Here is a 24010-nt window from a genome sequence, read left to right on the forward strand (position 1 = left end):
TTAAAACAACTTCCGGAGTATGATGGGATCGAAAAAGAAAAATATGTAGCACCAGGGAATAACATGCAAGAGGAGCTTGTAGTCATTTGGTCAGATATTCTAACTATTAAAAAGGATAGAATTAGCATTATTTCTAATTTCTTTAATTTAGGTGGTAACTCTCTTTTAGCAATGACATTAAGAAATAGAGTTAACAAGAAGTTCAATATTGAACTTCCGCTAGCCGAAATTTTCTTACATCCAAATATACGTTTGTTGTCGGAGAGAATTATGAACTGGAAGGCAACAGAAGAACAAGATAAAGTTATACATCCTATAAATAATGGAAGCGGAGAAAACTTGTTCATTATACATGATGGAAGTGGTGAATTGGAAGGTTATCTTGAGCTCTCTACTAAAATTAATAAGTATAAGTGTTACGGTATTCGATTTGGTCAATTTAATGATATTCTTGAATCTCCGAGCATCGAGCAAATAGCTTCAAACTATATTAATGAGATCAAGACAATTCAAAAAACAGGTCCGTATCATATTCTAGGCTGGAGTTTAGGAGGAGTAATAGCAGCAGAAATTACTGCACAACTGGAGGCGCAAGGAGAAAAAGTTGAAAACTTAATAATTATAGATTCAGCTCTACAGTTTGAAAAGACTTTGGAAAACCAAATTATAGATATATCGTCAGAAATCGAGTTGGCTAAATCAAAATTCGATATTCCAGAAATAGAAGAACAAAACTTTGATTCGATAAATGAAGTATGGAATTATATATCAGATTCCAAGAAGTTTTTACAAACACCTTTGGAAGATATCAGAAATATGGTACCCGAAATGATACAACTTCTTATTCCAGATTTTCTCGATAAAAATGCTCAAGAGATTATGGAGGCAACAAATAAAATAAGACTGTTGATCGCTGCTTCAGATCGTTATTTTGTTAATAACCCAATAAATGCAAATACTCTATATATCAGCCCTAATCAATCTCAAGTAAATATTGATAGGGAGAAACAACAGCATTTGTTTAGAAACTCTAACACGATAACATTGCCTGGAGATCATTTTTCTATAATGCGAAGTCCAGTTGTAAATGAACTTTCTCGTACTGTAAATGAACATTTGGAAGTTAATGTGCTAGCTACTCATATATAAATAATCGAAACATAAAAAAACAAATAGTAGCATTGAAATTATGCTATACAATTAATTATTAATTAAGGGGATTAATTTTTTAAAACTTAGAATTATGACAAAAAAAATAAAACTATTTTGTATTCCGTATGCGGGAGGATCTGCGAATATGTACAACAGTTGGAAATCTGGCTTAAATTCGAATATTGAACTATGTCCTATTGAGTTGGCCGGACGTGGAAATCGTATTACCGAAAATCCATATCAGAACCTTGAAGAGGCCTTAGAAGATATTTATGATCAGGTCTCTGAAGATATTCTTAATTACGATTATGCAATTTTTGGGCATAGTTTAGGAGCTATGTTAGCTTATGAGCTTACCCAAAAAATAACGTCGATAGGGTTAAACCAACCTATGCATGTGTTTTTTTCTGGAAGAAAACCACCACATATCCATAGAAAAGAAAAGTGGTCTTTATTGAGTTCGACAGAGTTTGAAAAAAAAATAATGTTATTAGGCGGAACCCCACCAGAGTTTTTTAAATATCCTGAATTAAAAGAAATATTTATACCATTATTAAGAAGTGATTTTTCGTTATCTGAAACCATAGTTGATAGGCCAGAGATCATTCCTTTAGATACCGATATTTCTATTCTGTTGGGGGAAGATGAAGGAATTCCACCTGAGACTTCGGTTCAGTGGTATTCTCATACGACCAAAAAGTGTAATATTCAATATTTTGAAGGGAATCACTTTTTCTTGTTGCAACAAAAGGAAGCTATTTTAGAAATTATTAATGAAAATTTAGTACAAGAAAGTTTAATGGTTGCAATGTAATAGTATTAAAGTTAAATTAGAATACTCTTTAAAAGGTAAATATCAATAACAAAAGATAACAAAAATGGGACTTACACTTATAAATAAAAAGAAACATATTATTTCGTTAAAAGACCTCTCGGCGCAGGAAACAATGGATATTATAAATAGAGGTGTAGAATATGCAAATAATACGGTTGAACTCGGTCACCAATTAAAGGGGCAAATCGTAGGGATTTATTTTACCAAAACCTCTACTAGGACAAGAACTTCATTTTCGACTGCCGCTCTTCGACTGGGAGCACAAATTATTGCTTATGGTCCTAATGATTTGCAGATAAATACAGGAGAAAGCATGAGTGATACCATGCAAGTAATGTCTAGAATGTTAGATGGTCTAGTCGTTAGAACCGCAGGAGACCCTGCCGTGCTTAGAGCTTTTGCAGATCAGAATAGAATGTCTGTTGTCAATGCAATGACAGCAGATGAGCACCCAACACAAGCGTTGGCAGATTTGACAACGATAAAACAACATTTTGGAGAATTATCTGGTCTCAATATTGTTTATATGGGAGAAGGCAATAATACTGCAGCAGCTTTAGCTTTAGCTTTGGCTAAATTTTCAAATATTAAGTTAAGCTTTTATACTCCAAAAGGGTATGGAATAGATCCCCAAACGATGGAATATGCAAAAAAAGAGGCTGCAATTACAAATACCGTGATTAACGAGTTTCATGATTTAAAAACACTTCCGGATCATGCAGATATTATTTACACAACACGTTGGCAAACCACAGGAACAACAAAGCCAGATCCAAATTGGAGAGATACTTTTGTACCTTTTAGAGTAACCAAAGAGCTTATGGATAAATACCCTCAAACAACTTTTATGCATGATCTTCCTGCTCATCGAGGAGACGAAGTCGAAGCTTCTGTTATTGATGGAGCCAAAAGTATTGTTTTTGATCAAGCCGAAAATAAAGCGCATAGTGCCAAAGCCGTGCTCGAATGGTGTATGAGATAATATCTACACTAAATTTCTTAACTTTTTTTAATACATAAGTGTATTGTATTTGATTATTGCTGATCGAAGTAATAATCTTTAAGATCTCAACCAGGTCCCGTGAGGACTTAGGAGTATATGATGATCCTTATTAATACGTGATTACTAAAAATTTTACAGGGTTTTATTCATAATAATTTTATCCTTATGACAACAATTTATTATACTTTGTGCCAGCAGATGCCTACAGACGAATTTGAATTTTCTGTTTCTTTATTACCTGCAGATATGCAGAAAAGACTGAGAAGATTTAGGCGGTGGCAAGATGCACATGCTTATTTATATGGGAGGTTACTTCTTAAAGAAGGAATGCTTCGATTAGGATATGACGATTCTCTAGAGTCGATGAAAAGAACTAAGTACGGTAAACCTTATTTTGAGGGGTTTCCATTTGGCTTTAACATTTCCCATTCAGGAAAATATGTGGTATGTGTCATTAGCACTGATGAAAATGAAAACTTAGGTGTCGATATCGAACAAATAAAGCCAATAGTATTTGATGATTTCAAATGCGTTTTTTCTTATGAAGAGAGGAAAAAAATTGATAGCTATGAGAAGTTCTATACATTTTGGACTCGTAAAGAAGCTATTGTAAAAGCAGACGGAAGAGGAATGCAAATTCCTTTAAATAATGTTGATGTTACTTCAATGTCTACCCAAATAGACACAAATAAATATTACTTGATAAAAGTCGATATAGATAAAGAATATATGCTACATATAGCGTCATTGCATAAAATTGATGAAGTGGCTGCTGTAGATCTTCTTTCTATTACACAAGCCGTAACGTATTACTGAGTTACTAAGTAAATTCAAATCGTGTAAGGTTCGGATTATCATTTGAATTCATCTGATGGTAAAGCCAATAGTGTAATGTTTAATTCAAGAGCTTTAACAAGTATCTAATCTATTAAATCAATATATTATGTAAAAAAAAGTAAAAAAGTTTGGAGCTTAGAAAAGTAACTATTGCCTGAGCCGATATGAATAAAGTAAAGGGAGGGGCAATTACTCCTTCCATTTTATGTGTTTCGCAGATTTATGCTGGTGAAGATGTCTGTGTTTCGATTAATCAAAATTAATTTTTAATCCCTTTTTTGTTTTTTTAGAAGTTAAAAGGAGGACTTTAATAACAAAGTCCTCCTTTTTTTATGGTGTATTTCCTTTACTTTGTAATATAAACTGCTTAGAATGACAAAAAAGATATTTTTGTTAGTACTAATTTTGATTATTCATCATTCCTGCACTCAACAAAAAAAAGAGGTTATAAATGTTGCTGTGGCTGCAAATATGCAATTCGCTATGCAAGAAATTGCTCAAGCATTTACTACGCAGTATGGTATAAAATGTGATCTCATTATTAGTTCTTCGGGTAAACTCACAGCTCAAATTATAGAAGGGGCTCCTTTTAATGTATTTGTATCAGCAGATATGAAATATCCAAACGAATTATATAAAAGAGGGCTCGCAGTGGAAAAAGCAAAAGTTTATGCTCTTGGCAATCTGGTTTTATGGTCTGCTATAGAAGGAGTAAAGCCTTCATTAGATTTACTGGGTAAGGACGAGATTCGTCATATTGCGATTGCCAATCCCAAAATGGCCCCTTATGGTAAAGCGGCGATAGAAATACTAAAGAACTACAATATATTTCAAACTGTAGAGGACAAACTGGTATATGGTGAAAGTGTTCTTCAAGCAAATCAATTTATTATTTCGCATGTCGCAGAGGTTGGATTTACTTCGAAATCCGTAGTTTTATCAGATAGAAGTAAAAATATTGGAAAATGGATACCCCTAGATGACGCTAAATATTCTCAAATAGAGCAAGGGGCTATACTTATTAAACAAAAAGATGCTGAAGAAGAAAAAGCAAAACTTTTTTTCAATTTTCTATTTTCTGAATCGGCCAAAGTAATACTTAAAAAGCATGGTTATAGTGTAGTGAATTCTGATATATGAATGTGTTAAAAGGAGAAATAACGGCAATACAAAGTAGTAAAAACTTGTCTAGTGTTACTGTAGATGTAAATGGTATAGTATTTAAGGTAGTTGTTATAGAAACTCCAGAATCGGCTTCATATTTAAAATTAGGAACATTTGTTCACCTTATTTTCAAAGAAACTGAGGTGGTTGTTACGAATCACCAAGAATTTTTGATAAGTATTCCAAATAGAATAAAAGGAGAAATAAGTGATCTGGAAAAGGGAAAGGTGTTGACTAAATTAACGGTTACTACAAATTTAGGAAAGCTTACTTCTATTTTACTTTCTGAAGTGGTTGAAAAAATACAATTTGAGGTCGGAATGCCAGTGTATGCTATGGTAAAGGCTTCTGAAATAATGATATCAGCATGATAGATTGGGAACCCCTATTATTAACTTTTAAATTGGCTGCGGTGACTACAGTACTGCTAGTTCTAATTTCAATTCCTCTATCGTATTGGTTAGCATACACAAAATCTCGTATCAAACCTGTTTTAGAAACATTGGTAAGTATGCCTTTGGTATTGCCTCCTACGGTACTAGGGTTTTATTTATTACTAGTTTTTAGCCCATCAAATAGTTTTTTTGGAGGCTGGTTACAGGAATTCATAGGGATTAAACTTGTTTTTTCATTTCCAGGATTGGTTTTTGCATCAATAATCTATAGTTTGCCTTTTATGGTACATCCCATACAGGCAGGATTTTCAGGACTGAATTCAAAACTAATAGAAGCATCTTATGTTTTGGGAAAATCAAAAATAGAAACACTATTTAGAGTTTTACTTCCAAATATAAAACCTTCATTATTAACAGGAATAGTATTGGCATTTGCACATACTATTGGTGAATTTGGAGTTGTTTTGATGATAGGAGGCAATATCCCTGGTAAGACTAAAGTTGCCTCAATAGCCATTTATGACGAGGTTGAAGCTTTGAATTATGATACTGCCAATATTTATTCTATTATACTATTTATTATAGCTTTTTGTATTCTTTTGATGGTATATACGGTTAATGGAGGTTATCTTAAAAAGTTTTGGAAATGATTCATTGTTCATTACAAAAAAAACTGCTGGCTCCTTTTGGAGAGATGTTGCTCGATATCGATTTAAAAATCGAAAAAGGGGAGTTGGTAACCTTATACGGGGAATCGGGTGCTGGAAAAACGTCAATATTTAGAATGCTAGCAGGTCTTTTGATACCAGATAGTGGATTGATAAAAGTGGGTGAAAAATTTTGGTTAGATACTCTAAATTCTGTTAACCTAAAGCCTCAGCAAAGAAATGTGGGGTTTGTGTTCCAAGACTATGCATTATTTCCTAATATGTCTGTGCGGGAAAATTTACTATTTGCCTTACCAAAGGGAAAAAACAAACAAATAATAAAAGACTTAATAGAAATCGTAGAACTAGGAGATTTACAAGATCGTAAACCCGAAAACCTTTCAGGAGGGCAAAAACAAAGGGTGGCACTAGCAAGAGCGTTGGTACAAAAACCACAAGTTTTGATGCTAGATGAACCACTTTCTTCCTTAGATGCTAAAATGAGAATTAAGTTACAGAACTATATCCTTCAAGTGCATAGAGAATTTAATCTGACTACTTTACTGATCAGTCATGAAATAGGAGAAGTGATTAAGATGTGTGATAGAGTTTTTTTGATTGAAAGAGGCAAGATTAGCAAGCAGGGAAAACCTATAAATGTTTTTTCTAATAAACAAATTAGCGGTAAGTTTCAGTTTGTTGGAGAAGTAGTTCATGTAGAGCGTGAGGAGGTGATTAGTGTGGTAACCGTATTAATTGGAACAAATTTTATTAAAGTAGTAGTAAGCCACGAAGAGGCAGAGGTGTTACAGAATGGTGATAAAGTTTTAGTGGCCTCAAAAGCATTTAATCCAGTACTGCAAAAGGTGAATTAAGGGTAATTAAAATAATGATTTAAACTATTTATTGGGTTTTTGTATATGGTTAAATAAAAGTAAATATGTGATTAAGGAAAGATTGGATTTGTATATTTAACTCTTTTCAAGACTCTTTTCAGAATAATACCATAAAAATGAATAGCTCATTACTCTTCATTCCAGATATTTCTGGATTTGCTCAATTTGTTCAAAATACCGAAATTGAACATAGCCAACATGTCATTTCTGAACTTTTGGAGGTATTGATCGATGCCAATACACAGCAACTAAAATTAGCAGAAATTGAAGGCGATGCACTATTCTTTTATAAGGAGAATGAAATCCCTTCTCAAGAGAAGCTTCTTGCACAAATCGAAACGATGTTTACCGCTTTTTATAGTCATCTTAAATTATTAGAAAAAAATCGTATCTGCCCTTGTAATGCATGTGCTACGGCGCCAAATCTGGAACTTAAAATAATTGTACATGCAGGGGATTTGCAGTTTATAACAGTGCAAAGTAAAAGAAAACCTTTTGGGCAATCTGTAATAGAAGCACATCGATTGCTTAAGAATTCCATAGTGAGTAATAATTATGCGTTAATAAGTAATTCAGTTTCTAATCGTATTGGTCTTTCAGATAACTATAGAAGTATGCTTTATGAGTTCGATCAAGGAGAAGACATCTATGATAACAAAGAAATTAGATATCTTTATTCTAATATAGATAAGACCAAGCTAAAACTGAATGCATTTGCAATTCCAGAGACTGTAGATTTAAAATGTAAACCTTGTATTGAGGTTAATAAGGATTTTGATGTTTCAGCACCTAAGTTGTTAGAGTATATCACAAATTATAAATATCGGCATTATTGGGTAAAAGGGGTAGATAAGTTTGAGTATAATCCTGATGAAGTTACTCGACTAGGGACGGAGCATGTTTGTGTTATAGATGGGAAACGACTTAATTTTACCACCATTACGAAAGAAGTGCAAGAAGGGGAATTGGTCTATGGAGAACTTACACATGATGCTCCCATACATGCGTTATACCAGTTCTTTATTATCAAACCAATTTCAGGATCTTCTTGTATGTTGACCGTAGAGATGTATCCGAAAGCAAAATCTTTGATAAAAAAAATTCTGGTGTCTCTAGTTATGAAAAGAGCCTTTAGAAAAAGTATGCAAGCTTCTTTACATAATTTGCAAAACGCAATTGCCGAGGGAGTTATGATTAATGAATAAGCTCTAAAATGCGTTCTAGTTTCATTCCGCGTGATCCTTTAATCAAAATTGCCATTTTGTGATCTTTAATGTTTAACCCTTTGGTTAGATCCTCAAAAGATTTAAATTTTTGTATTCTGGAAATATGGGCAGTGACCAAATTAAAATGATTGCCAATTAGAAAAATTTCATTCACAGAGGTACCAGAGATTAGGTCAGCTATTTTTTGATGTTCCACTTCAGCATCATCCCCTAATTCAAACATGTCTCCAAGAAAACATACTTTGTATTGATAGTTAAGATGGTCAAAGTTGTTAATAGCTGCTTCCATGCTTGTTGGGTTGGCATTGTATGCATCAAGAATTATGGTATAATTACCTCGATTAATAATTTGTGAGCGATTGTTTGTAGGGACATAAGATTCAATTGCTTTTTTGATCTTAGTTTTGTCTATTTTAAAATAACTTCCAATGGCAATTGCGGCTGCAATATTGGTAAAGTTATAAGAGCCAATTAAATTGCTTTGTATGCTAAGATTTTTATATAAAACTTCAACATTAGGTTTGACATTTATCAACTCAATGTTTGCCTCGCTTTCTTTTCGCTGTGAAAAACTATAAGTGTTCATTCCTTTTGAGGCATCTAATAATTTTTTGTCCTCAATGTTCAGAAAAACCAACTTATCGCGTTTTTTTAAGTGTTTGTACAGTTCTGTTTTTCCTTTAAGTACACCTTCTATCCCACCAAAACCTTCTAGATGAGCTTTGCCAATATTGGTAATATACCCATAGTCTGGCATTGCAATATCTGATAAGAGAGCAATTTCACCAACATGATTTGCACCCATTTCTACAATACCTATTTGGGTATCTTTAGTCATGGATAATAATGTAAGAGGCACACCAATATGATTGTTCAGATTCCCTCTAGTCGCAGTCGTATTGTAGTCTGTTGATAGTACACAATTAATTAACTCTTTAGTAGTCGTTTTTCCATTACTCCCGGTAAGTCCAATAATTGGGATACCAAGATACTGTCTATGAAAAGTGGCTAGATCTTGAAGCGTTTTTAGAACATCTGTAACCAGTATGTGTTTATCAGAATTTTTAAATTCGACTTCATCTATAATAGCATATGAGGCGCCAAGTTCTAGGGCTTGAGAACTATATGAATTTCCATTGAAATTTTCACCTTTCAGAGCAAAAAAAATGGTGTTAGATTTTATTTTTCGCGTATCTGTAGATACTCCGGTACTGTTTAAAAATAATTGGTGTATTTGATCGATGGTCATAAAAACATGATAATATTAAAAAGCCCTGACAAATATGTTCAGGGCTTCTTGGTAATTATAACGAACTTTAATATAATTCTTAATTATCTTTTTGGTTTCTGGTGTCTAGGGGTCTTTTTCTTTCTAGCTTTTGTTCCCACGCGAGACATCGCATTTCTGAAACCAATATAATCTGTTGCCATATCTTGTGGCATAAATCTTCTTTGAGCAGGGTCTAACCAGTATGCTCTATCTTTCCAAGAACCTCCTTTGTAAACTCTCACATTGTCGTCTACAATAGTAGTTCTTGTACTAGACTCATCATATCTTCGATCTAACTTCGTGCTATCTTGAGAATCTGGACCTACATAATGAATAGGAGCATTATACATTCTTCTGTTAGGAAGATTGTCATCTTGGTAACCTTCAAAATATCTAGAAGAACTTTTATCTCCATCTCTATAGTTTCTATTGTCACTATCAGTAAAATTAGTTCTCATATAAGTATCTTCATCTGAGATAGGAACTTGAAGAATTCCTCCAGGTAATACACGAGCTATAATTTTACCATTACTTAAAGTATCATAAACAATAGAGTCTGTCATTACAACTTTAACCGTTCCGTCAGGGTTGATAGCATTTTTGGTATATACATTACCTCTGTAGTAGTTGAAATCGTTATACTCATCATCTACAATAGGTCTATAAACATCAGCTACCCATTCTGCAACGTTACCTGCCATATCATATAATCCATAGTCATTTGGATCATACGATTTAACTGGTGCAGTAATATCGGCACCATCATCACTCCATCCTGCAATTCCACCATAATCACCATCTCCTTGCTTAAAGTTAGCTAATTGATCACCACGGGTTCTTCTTTTTCCTGAACGAGTATATTTCCCACTCCAAGGATATTTTTTTCTTCCTCTATAAATATTGTAACTTCTAATTTCAACCAATCCTAAAGCTGCATATTCCCACTCAGCTTCGGTCGGAAGCCTATACTTTGGAAGCAAAAGACCATCTTTTCTTTGAATGTACAAACCAGTAGAGTCGTTGGTCTTTGCATATCTTTCAGAAGATTTACCTCCTCGAATAGCCTCATCGTTTCCTCCATAAGTTTGAGAAGGCGCGTTTAAGTATGTTTCAGTATCGAAAGTACTTTCAGCTGAAACATCTTCAAAAGGAGCATTTTCCTTTATAACTTGTTCCTCTTCTAAAATTCTTTCGTTAACGCGATTTGTTCTCCAGTTACTAAATTCTACAGCTTGAATCCAATTTACACCTACAACAGGGTAATTAGCATAAGCCGGGTGACGAAGATAGTTGTTAGTCATCATTTCATTGAAACCTAAACGGTTTCTCCAAACTAGTGTATCAGGAAGAGCACCGTAATAAATGTTTCTATATTTAGGCTCGGTAGGAGGATATACTCCTTTTAACCAATCTAAATATTCAAGATACATGATGTTGGTTACCTCAGTTTCATCCATGTAAAAAGATTGTACATGCTGTTGAGTTGGAGTGTTATTCCAGTCATGCATCACATCATCTTGAACTCTTCCCATGGTGAAGGTACCTCCTTCAATAAAAACTAAACCTGGACCTGTTTCTTGTTCTTTGTAGTTTGTATTTACCTGAAAACCGCCGTCTTTGGAATTATATTTCCAACCGGTGGCTCTAGAACTACTCCCATAATCGTTCTTAGAACAACTAAATAGTAAAACACTAACGGAAAGTGCCATTAGCGACTTAATAATAAACGCGTTTTTCATAATCTTAAGTTCGTTAAAGTAGAAATTAGGGCTTGCAATATAACAATAAACGTTAAATTTTGCCTAAATTTTTTAAAATATTATCAATTCATAACTTTTTATGAATTTCCAACGACTTTGGTTTAACGGAATATTTCTTGGTTTATTATTTGAAAAAGAAGAAAAACGGTAAAATGTAAATTAAAAAAAACCTTTGTTATACCACGGTTATAATGCCACTGTAATAGGAATACTAAAATTAATTAGATTTCATCGTTAATATGTAATAGTAATTTCTTTTCTTTAATCTCTGATAGCACAAAGTGAATACTACTGTAATAACTAATCAACTGTAGTTAATTAATTTTAAAGATTTGTTCTTGATATTATATTGGTAAACCTCCTGATGTTTCTACTTCTAAAATAGGTTTTGTTTAAATCATTTTATGAGTCATATAAGATATTCGGAAATTTTACGTTAACTAGAGAGCAGATGAAAAAAATTAAATAACTCACTATTTTTTAATCACTAAATAACTATATATTTGTCAAACTCAATTTTTGCAGGTATGAAAAAAACAATTATTCTTGGTCTTGTCGCTTTACTGCTTTGTAATTTCAACGCCAAGGCTCAAGATAACAGAGCAATCACAACAGCCACACCATTTTTATTAATTGCAGCAGATGCTAGAGCGGCGGGATTAGCAGATCAGGGGGTAGCTACTTCGCCAGATGCTTTTTCACAACAATGGAATCCGGCTAAATATGCTTTCATCAAAAATAAACAAGGGGTAGGGGTGAATTATACACCTTATCTTAGTAATTTGGTGAATGATATCTTTTTAGGTAATCTTAATTATTATAATCGTATTAATGAAAGAAGTGCGGTTGCAGCAAGTTTTAGATATTTCAGTCTTGGTGATATTGAGTTTAGACAAACTGCTGATGGAGCAGCTAATACACAGCGTCCTAACGAATTTACTCTAGATGTATCATATGCGTTGAAATTGAGTGATCATTTTTCGATGGCGGTTGCTGGTCGTTATTTACGTTCTGACCTTAGGCTTCAAACAGCAGATGCAGATGACGCTAGTGCTGCAGGAAGCTTCGGTGTAGATATCGCTGGTTTCTTTAGAAGCGAGGAAATTGCTTTTAATTCTTTTAATGGTAGATGGAGAGCAGGAGCAACGATTTCTAATATAGGTCCGAAAATTAAATATGACGATGCAGGACAAGAAAACTTTATTCCAACCAATTTTAGATTAGGGGGATCTTTCGATTTTATTTTTAATGAAGATAACAGACTTACTCCATCTATAGAATTTAGTAAACTACTAGTGCCTACACCTCAAGATTTTGATAACGATGGTGATATTGATGCCGATGATAACAGAGAATATCAAGATATAAGTGAATTTGGAGCTATTTTTTCTTCTTGGGGAGATGCCGATGGAGGTTTTAGTGAGGAGTTAAAGGAGATTACTTGGGCCTTAGGTGCAGAGTATATGTATAGAGATGTATTTGCTTTTAGAGCAGGTTATTTTAATGAAGCTGAAGAAAAAGGAGCTAGAAAGTTCCTATCACTAGGAGCAGGATTTAAATACAATGTGGTGAACCTTGATGTTTCCTATTTATTCTCTACTTCTGCGGTTAGAAGCCCATTAGAAGGAACATTAAGATTCGGACTAACATTTAATTTCGGAGACGAATATTACGATTAAATAGATATAGTAATGCAACTTGAAAAAAGTATCAAGCTTTAGAGTTTGATACTTTTTTTGTTTGTAGTACATTGAGTGCCCATTTTTTTGTAGTTAATAAAACAAGATGAAGGAAATAGAAATTAAATCAGTTTTGCAGGTTTTTGAATCATTCGATGAGCTTTCAGATGATGTTAAAATGTTAATGGAGGCTTCGATGAAAATTAGAGATAAAGCCTATGCGCCATATTCAGAATTTTTAGTTGGTGCTGCTTTATTGCTTGAAAACGGAGAGGTAGTGGTGGGAAATAATCAGGAGAATGCATGTTATCCTTCAGGATTGTGTGCTGAGCGTACAGCTATCTATTATGCAGGAGCCAATTTTCCAGATGTACCCATTTTAAGGATGGCACTTACCGCAAAATCTCTTAAGTATCAACTTGTAACTCCAACACCTCCATGCGGAGCATGTAGGCAAGCAATTGCAGAATATGAGTTGAAACAGGAGAAGCCTATAGAGATATTTTTTATGGGAGAGACAGGAAAAGTGGTGAAATCTTCATCATTATCTAATTTATTGCCACTTATTTTCGATAATTCGTATTTATAACGTTTTCGTAATTTATATTTTATTAAACTCCTTTTCCTTTAATTTCTAATCCCTTATTTTTGTTTTTCGTTCTTTAACGAAATTATCGGAAAAAATTAAATAATTATCTTTTGGGGATAATTAAATGTCACACATTCAGTACAATTGTAGATGAAAAAAATAACCAAAGAAGTATACCTTAATTGGTATGAAGAAATGCTCTTCTGGAGAAAGTTTGAGGATAAATTAGCACAAGTTTATATTCAACAAAAAGTTAGAGGTTTTTTGCATTTATATAATGGACAAGAAGCTATTTTGGCAGGAGCTCTTCATGCCATGGACCTTACCAAAGATCGAATGATCACTGCATATAGAAACCATGTTCAGCCTATTGGAATGGGAGAAGATCCTAAACGAGTTATGGCAGAACTATATGGTAAAGGAACAGGTACTTCTCAAGGTTTGGGAGGATCAATGCATATATTCTCGAAAGAACATCGTTTTTACGGAGGACATGGTATTGTAGGAGGACAAATTCCTTTAGGAGCAGGTCTTGCATTTGCAGATAAATATCATAAGAGAGACTCGGTTACCCTAACCTTTATGGGAGACGGTGCAACACGTCAAGGTTCATTGCATGAAACCTTTAACCTGGCTATGCTTTGGAATTTACCAGTAGTTTTCTGTGTAGAGAATAATGGTTATGCAATGGGAACCTCTGTTGAAAGAACTGCAAATCATACCGATATCTGGAAACTGGGATTGGGGTATGAAATGCCATGTGGTCCTGTAGATGCTATGAATCCTGTGAAAGTAGCAGAAGCTATGGATGAGGCAATTACCAGAGCCAGAACCGGAGGTGGACCAACGTTCTTAGAATTAAAGACATATCGTTACCGAGGGCACTCTATGAGTGATGCTCAAAAATATCGAACCAAAGAAGAGGTTGGAGAATATCAAAAAATAGATCCTATTACTCAGGTATTAGATATTATTAAGGAGAAGAAGTATGCTACCGATGATGAAATTGCGACTATAGATAAAAGGGTGAAAGATCGAGTAGCAGAATGTCAAAAGTTTGCAGAAGAATCACCGTTCCCAGAAAAGAACGTGATGTATGATGTAGTATATGAACAAGATGATTATCCGTTTTTATCACACAAACCACAATAAATTATGGCTACAGTAATAAATATGCCGCGATTGAGCGATACCATGGAAGAAGGGGTAGTCGCAAAGTGGCTTGTCAAAAAAGGAGATAAAATAAGTGAAGGAGATATCCTTGCTGAAATAGAAACAGACAAGGCTACTATGGAGTTTGAATCCTTTTATGAGGGTACACTGCTTCATATTGGTATTGAAGAAGGAGAAACTGCGCCAGTTGATAAATTATTGGCGATTATTGGTGAAGAAGGTGAAGATATTTCGGGATTACTTAATGGTAATGGAGCGCCTCAATCTGAAACTGCAGCAGAAGAAAAAGTAGAAGATACCGTTTCAGTATCATCTGGATCGACTGAAATTCCTGAAGGAGTTGAAGTAATCACAATGCCTCGTCTAAGTGATACCATGGAAGAAGGTACAGTTGCTTCTTGGTTAAAAAAAGTAGGAGATACCGTTGAAGAAGGAGATATTCTTGCCGAGATAGAAACAGATAAAGCAACTATGGAGTTTGAATCTTTCTACAATGGAACATTACTTCATATAGGTATAGAAGAAGGTCAAACTGCTCCTGTAGACGCTCTTTTGGCGATCATAGGTCCTGCCGGAACCGATGTGTCTGGAATTAAAGATGGAGCTGTAGCTACTACTTCTAGTGCTAAAAGTGTAGAAGCGCCGCCTGTAGCAGAGGAAAAAGCTGCTCCAGCCTCAGTATCAGTTTCTGGTGGAACTGGAGACAGTGGTGGAAGAATATTTGCATCTCCTTTGGCTAAAAAAATTGCAAGTGATAAAGGTATTGACCTTTCTCAAGTAAAAGGTAGCGGAGAAAATGGCAGAATAGTAAAGAGAGATGTAGAGTCATTTACACCAGCTGCAGCACCCGCACCAGCGGTTGAGGCAAAAGCATCATCTCCGGTTCAGTCTTTTACCCCAGCTGGAGAAGAAAGTTTTGAAGAAGTGAATAACTCGCAGATGAGAAAAGCTATTGCAAAAGGGCTTTCGGCATCTAAATTTACAGCTCCTCATTATTATCTTACTGTAGAGTTAGATATGGAGAATGCGATGGCATCAAGAAAAAATATTAATAGTATACCAGATACAAAGGTGTCTTTTAACGATATGGTAGTAAAAGCTTGTGCTATGGCGTTGAGAAAACATCCTCAGGTAAATACGCAATGGACAGATAAGGCTACCCGATATGCAAAGCATATTAATATTGGAGTGGCGGTTGCTGTGCCAGACGGTTTAGTAGTTCCTGTATTACCTTTTACAGATCAAATGTCATTAACACAAATTGGAGCGAAAGTAAAAGACTTGGCAGTAAAAGCTAGAAATAAAAAGTTAACTCCTCAAGAGATGTCAGGGAGTACGTTTACAGTTTCTAATTTAGGAATGTTTGGTATTCAGGAATTTACTTCAATTATCAATCAGCCTAATTCAGCTATTTTGTCTGTAGGTACGATCGTTGAAAAACCTGTTGTTAAAAATGGTCAAATTGTGGTAGGAAATACAATGAAAGTGACATTAGCTTGTGACCATAGAACCGTAGACGGTGCTACCGGCGCACAATTTTTACAAACATTAAAACAGTACTTGGAGAATCCGGTTACTATGTTGGCTTAATTAACATATAATAAAGAGTATTTTATATATTCCCACCTCTGTAGAGGTGGGATTTTTTTATCTTTAGCACAAAACAAATTTCAAATGAAAAAATATATTGGATTACTATTAGTTTTTGGATTATTCATTGCTTGCAAACAAGTAACTGTTGCCCAGTCGGGTGAAAAACATAAGCACGCCAATGTTGATGGAGAAGATGAACCGGCTTATCCCAAGGGCTTTATTACGACTGAATATGTTGCAAAAGCAATGAATTTTTTAGCAGGTGATGAGTTAGAAGGAAGAGATACGGGAAGTCAAGGGTATGAAATGGCAGCACAATTTGTTGAAAAAGAATTTAAATCTTTGGGGATCGAGCCATATTTTGAAAGTTATAGAGATTCATTGATGGCAAAAGGTGTAGGGACGTTTAATGTAGTTGGGTATCTTAAAGGACATGATAAAGTATTGGCAAATGAATTTGTGATTATTGGAGCGCATTTGGATCACATCGGAAAAGCTGATGAAGTTAATGGTGATAGTATTGCAAATGGAGCGAATGACAATGCAGCAGGTAGCTCGGCAGTACTTGCATTAGCCAAACAACTTGCAGAACTTAAAATGAACCAACGTAGCATTTTGTTTGTCCTTTTTGGAGCTGAAGAAAAAGGGTTATTAGGGTCAAAACATCTTGCCAAAGTGTTGAAAGATAAAAATATTGATTTATATACTATGGTAAATTTTGAAATGATTGGTGTTCCCTTAAATGATAAGTCTTACCAGGCCTATATCACTGGGTATGATAAGTCAAATATGGCTGCTAAGATTAATGAATATTCTGGGGAAGAATTAATAGGGTTTTTGGCAAAAGCTAAACAATTTCAATTATTTCAAAGAAGTGATAACTACCCTTTTTATCAGCAATTTAAGGTGCCATGCCAAACAATTTCAACCTTCGATTTCACGAATTATGAATATTATCATCATGTCGATGACGAAACGTCTGAAATGAATTTTGAATTTATGGCCGAATTGATTAATAAATGTTTGCCCGCGGTATTAAAAATATCTAATACACCGTCAAAAGAAATTAAACTAAATTAACCGATAGGTACTTACCCATATGAAACATATTATTATTACAGGGGCGAGCCGAGGGATCGGCTATGAATTGGCAAAACTTTTGGGTGATGAAGGACACCAGGTTTTAGCATTATCACGCAATGAAAAACCTATTCAGGATCTTAATCATAAGAATATTAATACATTTTCGTTTGATATCTGCAAAGAAGGGGATTTAGAAAGAATGACCAATTTTGTTTCTGAAAGGTGGAGCAAGGTAGATGTGTTAATCAATAATGCAGGAAAGTTATTGAACAAGCCATTTTCAGAAATTAGTACACAAGAGTTTGAAGAAGTTTATAAAGTAAATGTTTTTGGTGTGGCCGAGATCACCAGAAGATTGCTCCCTTTTATGAGTGAGGGAAGTCATGTTGTAACTGTCAGTAGTATGGGAGGAATTCAAGGAAGTATGAAGTTTCCTGGTCTAGCAGCGTATAGCTCTAGCAAAGGAGCTGTTATTACATTAAGTGAATTACTTGCAGAGGAATATAAAGATACTGGTATTGCATTTAATGTTCTTGCTCTGGGAGCAGTGCAGACTGAGATGCTCGAAGAAGCTTTTCCGGGTTACCAAGCTCCACTTTCGGCAATAGAAATGGCGACCTATATCAAAGATTTTGCGCTTACGGCGAATAAGTTTTACAATGGTAAAGTACTTCAGGTGTCAAGCAGTACTCCTTAATTATTACTATTGATTTGAGTAGGGCTTAGGATTTGCAATTGGATAAAATTGTGGATTCAATTATTTCTTGAGAAGATAAATGAATTAACTTGAAATGTATAGCATAGGTAAATTTACCTTTTACTCTGTTTGGCATCGGTTCGGCAATTAACTCAACTTTGTATTGGGTGTTTTGATACGTTTCATTCCATGGGATTCCAGGTTTTCTATCTTTGAGTCGAGGAGATGATATTGGCAATGTATATTTTTCTGAGTTTTTTCCAAGTTGAAGAATACCAGTGGTATTATCTTTAAATCTTCCAAAATACAGTCTTTTGAATGGGGTGTTTTTTGCTTTTACCATAAATATACAATCGCAAGCATTAATTTCTTCCCAGGTAAAACTTAAATCATTAATAGAAAATCGCTCAACCCGTTTAGGAGGATGGTTATTTGTTTTTTTGACCTGATGTGTATAATATTTGGGAAGTGTACTAGGTGCAAAAGAGATTTCTGTGGTTTTATAGGTTTCTCCATCGATAGCCGTTGTTGATGTTTTGATAAACGTAAATAAGGTGTCTATTCTGGATGGGTATATAACTTTTGTTTTTGCATATTTAACAGAGTCAGATTGTATTTTAAAGGGCTCAATAAATTGAACAGTTTTAATCAAAGTATCTTCTACCTCAGAAATGATAAATTCGGTTTCTGAATTATCATTAAATTCAGGATGTGACTTGGTTAAAGCTTTTTTGTCGATCAATTCTTTTAGTTTTTGCATGGCCAGAATTGTGTACGCTTCTTCTTCAGAAACCATAGAATTTTCTTCCTCAACATCAATTAACGACTCCGTTTTCATAGAGTCATGTTCTTTAGGTGCATTGTTTGCACACCCAAGGAGTAAACTACAAATCAGTAAATAATCAAATCGAAACTTCATAGCTTTACTCTAAATTTTAGTTTAACAATTTGTTCGTTTGCCCTTCTCGATTCAATGATCTCGATGTTTTTTAAACTTTGAGTAGGTGTAGTCAAGGTATTAATAAACTTTTTTTTAGAATATATTTCAATCCCTAGTCCATGCGGTAATACCTGGAAAATAACAGCATCATCAGCTATAAGTTCAGAAAGTTCTTTCTTCCTACGTTGCCAGTCTTCTACCTTTCCGTTTGCATAATAGTGAAGCATCATAGCATAATCATCTGTCTGTATATGTATTTGTTCTTCATTAGTTGTAGAAGCGATTCTGTAAATAGTGTCCGTCTTGTGATAAGGAGATTGTAAAACAAAATGAATAAAACCATCCTTAGTTTTCCATTTAAAACATCCAATACTATCGCTTTTGGTGTAAAACGGTGATTGTGTATCGTTCAACACAATAATGTCAATTGGGATTTGGGTGATAGGTTGTTTTCGGTCATGATCTATAAAACAAAAGTGATAGGTCTTATACGATGGGATAAATTGATATAGGGAAAACAATAAGCCAATTCCAATAACTGCCAATACTATCCATTTAAGTTTTTGTGTAGTGTTTTTGGTGCTATCGGGTTTTGTGTATGTCGCCTTAAAATCATTCCAATTTTCATAGTCACAATATTGAGAAAGAATATTCAATACATCTACTCTTGGTAATTTTTTTGGAGTGTTTTTGAAATAACTATAGAAAGATTTTTCACTTATAGTAGCTTGTGTTTTGTTTTGTAAATCTTCTTGAAACAGCACAATATCTTGGCCTTTCCATTCAGAAATATTAGAACTGGAGGCATTGTTTCTTCTTAAAAATTGCCTTGTGATTGCTTTTTTAAGATGGTTAAATACTATGTCTTCTTCTGGTGTGATATTCTTATTGCTGTTGATAATGAGTTGATTGTGGCTTGTAAAATAGTTTACAAAGGTTTTACAAGCATTTTACAAAACATAACGCAGGGCTTCCAATACTTTTGATTTGAGTATAACAAGATAAAAAATATAAAAATGAAAATGGTAAGATTGTTTAAAGTATTGTTGGTGGTCGTATGTTTCATAGGGGTGTCCTGTAATCACAATGCACCCAATTTGGATATGGTTTCAGAAAGTATTGAAGTAGAGAGCACAGGAGAAACTTCGAAACTAAATGCTTTTGAGGATGAAAATATGGGGAAACATGAATTGATAGATGATACAGATCAGAATCAAAGATCCAATCTCGATATAAAAATTATAAAAAATGCGAATTGTAAATTGAACGTACAGGAAGTAGAAAAAGTAACAAGACAGACAAAAAAACTTGTTATTAAGCATGGAGGGTATATCTCTGATGAAAGATTTACGCATACAAATTATACAAAGGAGAACAGGTTCATAATTCGAATACCTAATAATAAATTTGATGTTGTTTTGGATAGCCTTAGTGACTGGGCTCAATTTGTTGATCATAAAAACATTTCTACCCAAGATGTTACCGAGGAGTATGTTGATGTTTCAGCTAGGCTAAAAACTAAATTGGAAGTTAAAGAACGATATGAAACCATATTGAGACAAAAAGCAAAAACCGTAGAAGAGATTCTTGAAGCCGAACATAAAATCAAAGAAATACAAGAAGAAATAGAAGCCGCTAAAGGAAGGTTGCAATACTTAACCAATAAAGTTTCTTTTAGTACTATTCAAGTAGATTTATATGAAACCGTAATTCCTAAGGAGGAACCTAATAGCTATACGCCAAAGTTTGGAGATAAAGCCAAAAAAGGATTTTCTTTTGGCTGGGGATTAATAGAAAGTTTTGCGCTACTACTATTTTATATTTGGCCATTTATTGTGGTTGGAATTTTGATTGTAGTTTATTTTAGGTGGATCAGAAAGTAAAAATTAATATAAGCGTATCCCGGTGATACGCTTAATTTTGTATTTTTCACCTGTGAAAGAAATATTGGCGAGATATATTCCAGAAAGATCGATAGATCAGGTATTCGATTTAATTGTAACCTGCAATGTGCATCTTAAAATAGTTAATGAAAGAGTAACCCGTCATGGGGATTACCGTAAGACACAAGATGGCAGACATCAAATCACAGTAAACGCTTCTCTCAATAAGTATCGGTTTCTAATAACCTTAATTCATGAGATTGCACATCTGGTAGCTTTTGAAAAATATGGGCGCTTTATAAAACCCCATGGTATAGAGTGGAAAAGGGTCTTTCAACAATTGATGTTGCCTTATATTAACCCAGAAGTTTTTCCTTCTAAATTATTACCGGTTATCGCCAATCATTTTAAGAACCCCAGGGCAAGTAGTGATACCGATGAGAAATTGTCTTTAGCACTAAAGCAGTATGATCCCGAGAACGATAAAAGTTATATATTTGAATTGCCTTTCGGTAGTACCTTTAGATTATACAACGGAAAAATCTTTAAAAAAGGAAATAAAAAGGTAAAACGATATGAGTGCGTCGAAATTGCAACAGGTAGAATATACCTATTTAACCCCAACGCTGAAGTCGAACTGTTACATTAACTTATGAACAAAAATTATTATGCCATATTGATGGCTGGTGGAGTAGGGTCACGATTCTGGCCAGTAAGTACTACAAGTTTTCCTAAGCAATTTCACGATATGTTGGGAACCGGAGAAACATTAATTCAAAAAACATTCTCTCGTTTAACTAAGATAGTTCCCAAAGAAAATATATTAATACTTACCAATGAGCGATATAATGATTTGGTATTAGAGCAACTGCCAGAGATTGAACAGCGACAGGTAGTGACCGAACCTGCAATGAGAAATACAGCCCCATGTATTTTATATGCTTCTATGAAAATACAAAAAGAAAATCCAAATGCGGCAATGGTGGTAGCACCTAGTGACCATTGGATCGAAGATGAAAATGCTTTTATTAATAATTTGAAGCAATGTTTCGAGTCTTGTTTGCAAAATGATATGTTAATGACTCTAGGGGTTCAACCTACGTTTCCAAATACTGGATATGGATATATTCGGTTTGAAAGAGGAGATCAACCTATAAAGACAGTAGCTCAATTTACAGAAAAACCAAATTATGAAACTGCGAAGCAGTTTTTGGAAGAAGGAAATTATCTTTGGAATGCTGGGATTTTTATATGGAGTGCGAAAAGTATTATTTCAGCATTTTCAATGTTTCAAGAAAAAATGACAGCATTGTTTGAAAAAGGCATTAGTGTTTATAATACCAATGAAGAAGGAGAGTTTATTCAAGAAAATTATCCTCTTGCAGAAAATATTTCAATAGATTATGCAATTTTAGAAAAAGCAAATAATGTATACGTGTTACCTGCAACCTTTGATTGGAATGATTTAGGTACCTGGGGATCACTTTATGATAAATTGGATAAAACAGAAGAAAACAATGCAATAGTAAACGCTAAGGTGTTATCTGATGAAGCTTCGGGTAATATGATTCGAACAGCAAAAGATAAAATAGTAGTTGTTGATGGATTAAAAGATTATATTATTGTAGATAAAGAAGAAGTGCTGCTTATTTTTCCTAAGAAAAAAGAACAGGATATTAAAAAAGTACTCAAACAAGTAAAAGACACATACGGAGAACAATACGGCTAAATTACCCATGGAAGAAAACACAAAACCACCAGTTAATAATCAAGAAGAAGTAACCGAATCTGTAAAGCGTGATGCCAAAGGACTCTTTGCTAGTGTAAGTAAGTTTTTAAGGGAGCTTTTAGATATTAGATCTGAGACCGACAAAGATCAAACTATAGAGCATGTTAAAAATGATATCCCTTTTAAAGGACATACTGCATGGATTCTTATTTTTTCGGTGTTTGTTGCCTCGATAGGTCTTAACGTAAGTTCTACTGCAGTTGTTATAGGAGCCATGTTAATCTCTCCATTAATGGGGCCTATTGTTGGAGTTGGGCTGTCTATTGCTATCAATGATATCGATACGCTTAGAAGATCTCTGGTGAATCTTGGTGTAATGGTTGGTTTAAGTGTTGTTGCCGCTACGGTATACTTTTGGTTGTCACCATTAACTGAACTAACTCCAGAATTAGAATCAAGAACTGCACCTACAATTTTGGATGTATTGGTAGCTGTCTTTGGAGGTCTGGCTCTTATAGTTGCAAAGTCGAAAAAAGGGACAATGCCAAATGCTATAGCTGGAGTAGCAATTGCTACGGCTCTGATGCCACCATTATGTACCGTGGGTTATGGTATTGCAGAATGGAAACTTGATTATGCATTAGGAGCTTTGTATTTGTTTTCTATTAACGCCATTTTTATTGCATTATCTACGTTTATTGTTTCAAAGCTTTTGCGTTTTCCCATGTTGCGTTATGCAAATTCAGCAAAAAGAAAACGTACAGCACAACTTGCTTCATTATTGGCAATATTGGTAATGATACCCGCTAGTTATACTTTTTATGTGACACTAAATGAGAGTAATGCCGAGCGTGATTATCGTACCTTTTTGGAAGAAGATATTCATAGTAACGAGAACTTATACTTGAGAAAAGATTTCTATAATTATAACGAGAAAACGATAAAATTATACTTCGATGGTGAAATGCCAGAAGCAGTAATGAGTGATCTTAAAAACGAAATCAAAAAATATGATCATATAGGAGATTTTGAGCTGGCGATAAACGGAAACAAAGCAAGAGGTTTGGAACAGGTTTCAAAAGCCTATGATCGAGCAATTGTAGAGTTAGATCGTATGGAAAAAGAAAACAACAAATTGTTGGATGAAATAGAAGATTTAAAAATTCAAATTGCTGGACTTGAAACCAATTTAAGGGAGGCAAACAAAGTTGTTCCCGTAGAAACCTTGCCTTATGCTAGTATAGCCAAAGATGCGAAGATTCGTTTCCCAGATTTAGAAACGCTGGGATACGGAGAAGTGTTACGTTCCAACTTTTTAAAGGTAGATACTGTAAAAGTGATCTTTCCAAAATGGAAATTTATTGTATCTGATAGCCTTAATGAGCTTCGTGTAAATAAATTGCACCAATGGATCACCAAAGAGATGAAAGCTGATACTTTGTATGTAGAATAACTATTT

General features: G+C 34.3%; 23 protein-coding genes. 19 read left to right on the forward strand and 4 right to left on the reverse strand.

The window, feature by feature from the left end; translation table 11 throughout:
* The 9 genes from M0D21_RS08385 to M0D21_RS08425 form a co-directional block, all read left to right on the forward strand.
* The coding region (locus M0D21_RS08385; RefSeq protein WP_248328356.1) for a thioesterase domain-containing protein at nt 1–1149 on the forward strand (1149 nt) is incomplete at its 5' end.
* A 94-nt stretch (nt 1150–1243) separates the two neighbouring features.
* A complete protein-coding gene (locus M0D21_RS08390) occupies nt 1244–1966 on the forward strand; it encodes a thioesterase II family protein (RefSeq protein WP_248328358.1) in 723 nt (240 codons plus the stop codon).
* A 64-nt stretch (nt 1967–2030) separates the two neighbouring features.
* Nucleotides 2031–2969, forward strand: coding sequence for an ornithine carbamoyltransferase (locus M0D21_RS08395; RefSeq protein ID WP_248328360.1), 939 nt, complete (start codon nt 2031–2033; stop codon nt 2967–2969).
* 186 nt (nt 2970–3155) lie between these two features.
* The gene (locus M0D21_RS08400) at nt 3156–3806 is read left to right on the forward strand and encodes a 4'-phosphopantetheinyl transferase family protein (protein ID WP_248328363.1); all 651 of its coding nucleotides are present in this window, start codon (nt 3156–3158) and stop codon (nt 3804–3806) included.
* Between the two features lie 393 nt (nt 3807–4199).
* Nucleotides 4200–4967 (forward strand): molybdate ABC transporter substrate-binding protein, encoded by a 768-nt coding sequence (modA, locus tag M0D21_RS08405; RefSeq protein ID WP_248328365.1) that lies wholly within the window; start codon nt 4200–4202, stop codon nt 4965–4967.
* Nucleotides 4964–5362, forward strand: coding sequence for a TOBE domain-containing protein (locus tag M0D21_RS08410; RefSeq protein WP_248328367.1), 399 nt, complete (start codon nt 4964–4966; stop codon nt 5360–5362). The genes modA and M0D21_RS08410 overlap by 4 nt, the downstream gene beginning before the upstream one ends.
* Nucleotides 5359–6036, forward strand: a complete 678-nt coding sequence (gene modB / locus M0D21_RS08415; RefSeq protein ID WP_248328369.1) for a molybdate ABC transporter permease subunit — start codon at nt 5359–5361, stop codon at nt 6034–6036. Before M0D21_RS08410 ends, modB begins: the two co-directional genes overlap by 4 nt.
* Entirely contained in the window at nt 6033–6908 is an 876-nt protein-coding gene (locus M0D21_RS08420) for a sulfate/molybdate ABC transporter ATP-binding protein (RefSeq protein ID WP_248328372.1), read from the forward strand. Before modB ends, M0D21_RS08420 begins: the two co-directional genes overlap by 4 nt.
* A 137-nt stretch (nt 6909–7045) precedes the next feature.
* Complete coding sequence (locus tag M0D21_RS08425) at nt 7046–8134, forward strand: DUF2652 domain-containing protein (protein WP_248328374.1); 1089 nt, start codon at nt 7046–7048, stop codon at nt 8132–8134.
* Here the strand turns inward: M0D21_RS08425 and M0D21_RS08430 are convergent.
* Together M0D21_RS08430 and gldJ are read right to left on the reverse strand one after the other, a co-directional pair.
* On the reverse strand, nt 8124–9404 hold the full coding sequence (locus tag M0D21_RS08430) for a UDP-N-acetylmuramoyl-tripeptide--D-alanyl-D-alanine ligase (protein ID WP_248328376.1): 1281 nt from the start codon (nt 9402–9404) through the stop codon (nt 8124–8126). The two genes, M0D21_RS08425 and M0D21_RS08430, sit on opposite strands and share 11 nt — an antisense overlap.
* Before the next feature lie 83 nt (nt 9405–9487).
* Nucleotides 9488–11164, reverse strand: coding sequence for a gliding motility lipoprotein GldJ (gene gldJ, locus M0D21_RS08435; protein WP_248328378.1), 1677 nt, complete (start codon nt 11162–11164; stop codon nt 9488–9490).
* Nucleotides 11165–11712: 548 nt separating this feature from the next.
* On the opposite strand from gldJ, the gene porV reads away from it, so the two are divergent.
* From porV to M0D21_RS08465, 6 genes are all read left to right on the forward strand, one after another.
* Complete coding sequence (porV, locus tag M0D21_RS08440; protein WP_248328380.1) at nt 11713–12864, forward strand: type IX secretion system outer membrane channel protein PorV; 1152 nt, start codon at nt 11713–11715, stop codon at nt 12862–12864.
* A gap of 106 nt (nt 12865–12970) precedes the next feature.
* Nucleotides 12971–13453: a cytidine deaminase gene (locus tag M0D21_RS08445; RefSeq protein ID WP_248328382.1), complete on the forward strand. Its 483-nt coding sequence runs from the start codon at nt 12971–12973 to the stop codon at nt 13451–13453.
* 150 nt (nt 13454–13603) lie between these two features.
* Nucleotides 13604–14605 carry a pyruvate dehydrogenase (acetyl-transferring) E1 component subunit alpha gene (gene pdhA, locus M0D21_RS08450; protein WP_248328384.1) on the forward strand — a complete coding sequence of 334 codons (1002 nt, stop codon included), beginning with the start codon at nt 13604–13606 and terminating at the stop codon, nt 14603–14605.
* A 3-nt stretch (nt 14606–14608) separates the two neighbouring features.
* Complete coding sequence (locus M0D21_RS08455; RefSeq protein WP_248328386.1) at nt 14609–16216, forward strand: pyruvate dehydrogenase complex dihydrolipoamide acetyltransferase; 1608 nt, start codon at nt 14609–14611, stop codon at nt 16214–16216.
* An 84-nt stretch (nt 16217–16300) separates the two neighbouring features.
* A complete protein-coding gene (locus tag M0D21_RS08460; RefSeq protein WP_248328388.1) occupies nt 16301–17299 on the forward strand; it encodes a M20/M25/M40 family metallo-hydrolase in 999 nt (332 codons plus the stop codon).
* A gap of 19 nt (nt 17300–17318) precedes the next feature.
* Complete coding sequence (locus tag M0D21_RS08465) at nt 17319–17999, forward strand: SDR family NAD(P)-dependent oxidoreductase (RefSeq protein ID WP_248328390.1); 681 nt, start codon at nt 17319–17321, stop codon at nt 17997–17999.
* A gap of 25 nt (nt 18000–18024) precedes the next feature.
* Here the strand turns inward: M0D21_RS08465 and M0D21_RS08470 are convergent, their stop codons facing one another.
* Complete coding sequence (locus tag M0D21_RS08470) at nt 18025–18918, reverse strand: hypothetical protein (protein ID WP_248328392.1); 894 nt, start codon at nt 18916–18918, stop codon at nt 18025–18027.
* Nucleotides 18915–19703 carry a hypothetical protein gene (locus tag M0D21_RS08475; protein ID WP_248328394.1) on the reverse strand — a complete coding sequence of 263 codons (789 nt, stop codon included), beginning with the start codon at nt 19701–19703 and terminating at the stop codon, nt 18915–18917. Before M0D21_RS08475 ends, M0D21_RS08470 begins: the two co-directional genes overlap by 4 nt.
* A gap of 252 nt (nt 19704–19955) precedes the next feature.
* Between M0D21_RS08475 and M0D21_RS08480 the strand changes: the two genes are divergently transcribed.
* From M0D21_RS08480 to M0D21_RS08495, 4 genes are read left to right on the forward strand one after another with little or no spacing between them, the layout of a single operon-like run.
* Nucleotides 19956–20822, forward strand: coding sequence for a DUF4349 domain-containing protein (locus tag M0D21_RS08480; protein WP_248328396.1), 867 nt, complete (start codon nt 19956–19958; stop codon nt 20820–20822).
* A 52-nt stretch (nt 20823–20874) separates the two neighbouring features.
* Entirely contained in the window at nt 20875–21471 is a 597-nt protein-coding gene (locus tag M0D21_RS08485; RefSeq protein ID WP_248329467.1) for a SprT-like domain-containing protein, read from the forward strand.
* Nucleotides 21472–21474: 3 nt separating this feature from the next.
* On the forward strand, nt 21475–22551 hold the full coding sequence (locus M0D21_RS08490; protein WP_248328398.1) for a mannose-1-phosphate guanylyltransferase: 1077 nt from the start codon (nt 21475–21477) through the stop codon (nt 22549–22551).
* Nucleotides 22552–22558: 7 nt separating this feature from the next.
* The gene (locus M0D21_RS08495) at nt 22559–24004 is read left to right on the forward strand and encodes a DUF389 domain-containing protein (RefSeq protein WP_248328400.1); all 1446 of its coding nucleotides are present in this window, start codon (nt 22559–22561) and stop codon (nt 24002–24004) included.
* Nucleotides 24005–24010 lie beyond the last annotated feature (6 nt).

The organism is Aquimarina acroporae (assembly GCF_023195925.1).
Lineage (GTDB): Bacteria > Bacteroidota > Bacteroidia > Flavobacteriales > Flavobacteriaceae > Aquimarina > Aquimarina acroporae.

Excerpts from the sequence above, each read along its gene's own strand:
- M0D21_RS08490 (WP_248328398.1), top strand. The coding sequence starts at position 21,475 with ATGAACAAAAATTATTATGCCATATTGATGGCTGGTGGAGTAGGGTCA.
- M0D21_RS08470 (WP_248328392.1), bottom strand. The coding sequence starts at position 18,918 with ATGAAGTTTCGATTTGATTATTTACTGATTTGTAGTTTACTCCTTGGG.
- modB (WP_248328369.1), top strand. The coding sequence starts at position 5,359 with ATGATAGATTGGGAACCCCTATTATTAACTTTTAAATTGGCTGCGGTG.
- M0D21_RS08460 (WP_248328388.1), top strand. The coding sequence starts at position 16,301 with ATGAAAAAATATATTGGATTACTATTAGTTTTTGGATTATTCATTGCT.
- M0D21_RS08465 (WP_248328390.1), top strand. The coding sequence starts at position 17,319 with ATGAAACATATTATTATTACAGGGGCGAGCCGAGGGATCGGCTATGAA.
- gldJ (WP_248328378.1), bottom strand. The coding sequence starts at position 11,164 with ATGAAAAACGCGTTTATTATTAAGTCGCTAATGGCACTTTCCGTTAGT.
- M0D21_RS08400 (WP_248328363.1), top strand. The coding sequence starts at position 3,156 with ATGACAACAATTTATTATACTTTGTGCCAGCAGATGCCTACAGACGAA.
- M0D21_RS08410 (WP_248328367.1), top strand. The coding sequence starts at position 4,964 with ATGAATGTGTTAAAAGGAGAAATAACGGCAATACAAAGTAGTAAAAAC.
- M0D21_RS08430 (WP_248328376.1), bottom strand. The coding sequence starts at position 9,404 with ATGACCATCGATCAAATACACCAATTATTTTTAAACAGTACCGGAGTA.
- porV (WP_248328380.1), top strand. The coding sequence starts at position 11,713 with ATGAAAAAAACAATTATTCTTGGTCTTGTCGCTTTACTGCTTTGTAAT.
- M0D21_RS08390 (WP_248328358.1), top strand. The coding sequence starts at position 1,244 with ATGACAAAAAAAATAAAACTATTTTGTATTCCGTATGCGGGAGGATCT.
- M0D21_RS08395 (WP_248328360.1), top strand. The coding sequence starts at position 2,031 with ATGGGACTTACACTTATAAATAAAAAGAAACATATTATTTCGTTAAAA.
- modA (WP_248328365.1), top strand. The coding sequence starts at position 4,200 with ATGACAAAAAAGATATTTTTGTTAGTACTAATTTTGATTATTCATCAT.
- M0D21_RS08480 (WP_248328396.1), top strand. The coding sequence starts at position 19,956 with ATGAAAATGGTAAGATTGTTTAAAGTATTGTTGGTGGTCGTATGTTTC.
- M0D21_RS08445 (WP_248328382.1), top strand. The coding sequence starts at position 12,971 with ATGAAGGAAATAGAAATTAAATCAGTTTTGCAGGTTTTTGAATCATTC.
- pdhA (WP_248328384.1), top strand. The coding sequence starts at position 13,604 with ATGAAAAAAATAACCAAAGAAGTATACCTTAATTGGTATGAAGAAATG.
- M0D21_RS08425 (WP_248328374.1), top strand. The coding sequence starts at position 7,046 with ATGAATAGCTCATTACTCTTCATTCCAGATATTTCTGGATTTGCTCAA.
- M0D21_RS08495 (WP_248328400.1), top strand. The coding sequence starts at position 22,559 with ATGGAAGAAAACACAAAACCACCAGTTAATAATCAAGAAGAAGTAACC.
- M0D21_RS08420 (WP_248328372.1), top strand. The coding sequence starts at position 6,033 with ATGATTCATTGTTCATTACAAAAAAAACTGCTGGCTCCTTTTGGAGAG.
- M0D21_RS08455 (WP_248328386.1), top strand. The coding sequence starts at position 14,609 with ATGGCTACAGTAATAAATATGCCGCGATTGAGCGATACCATGGAAGAA.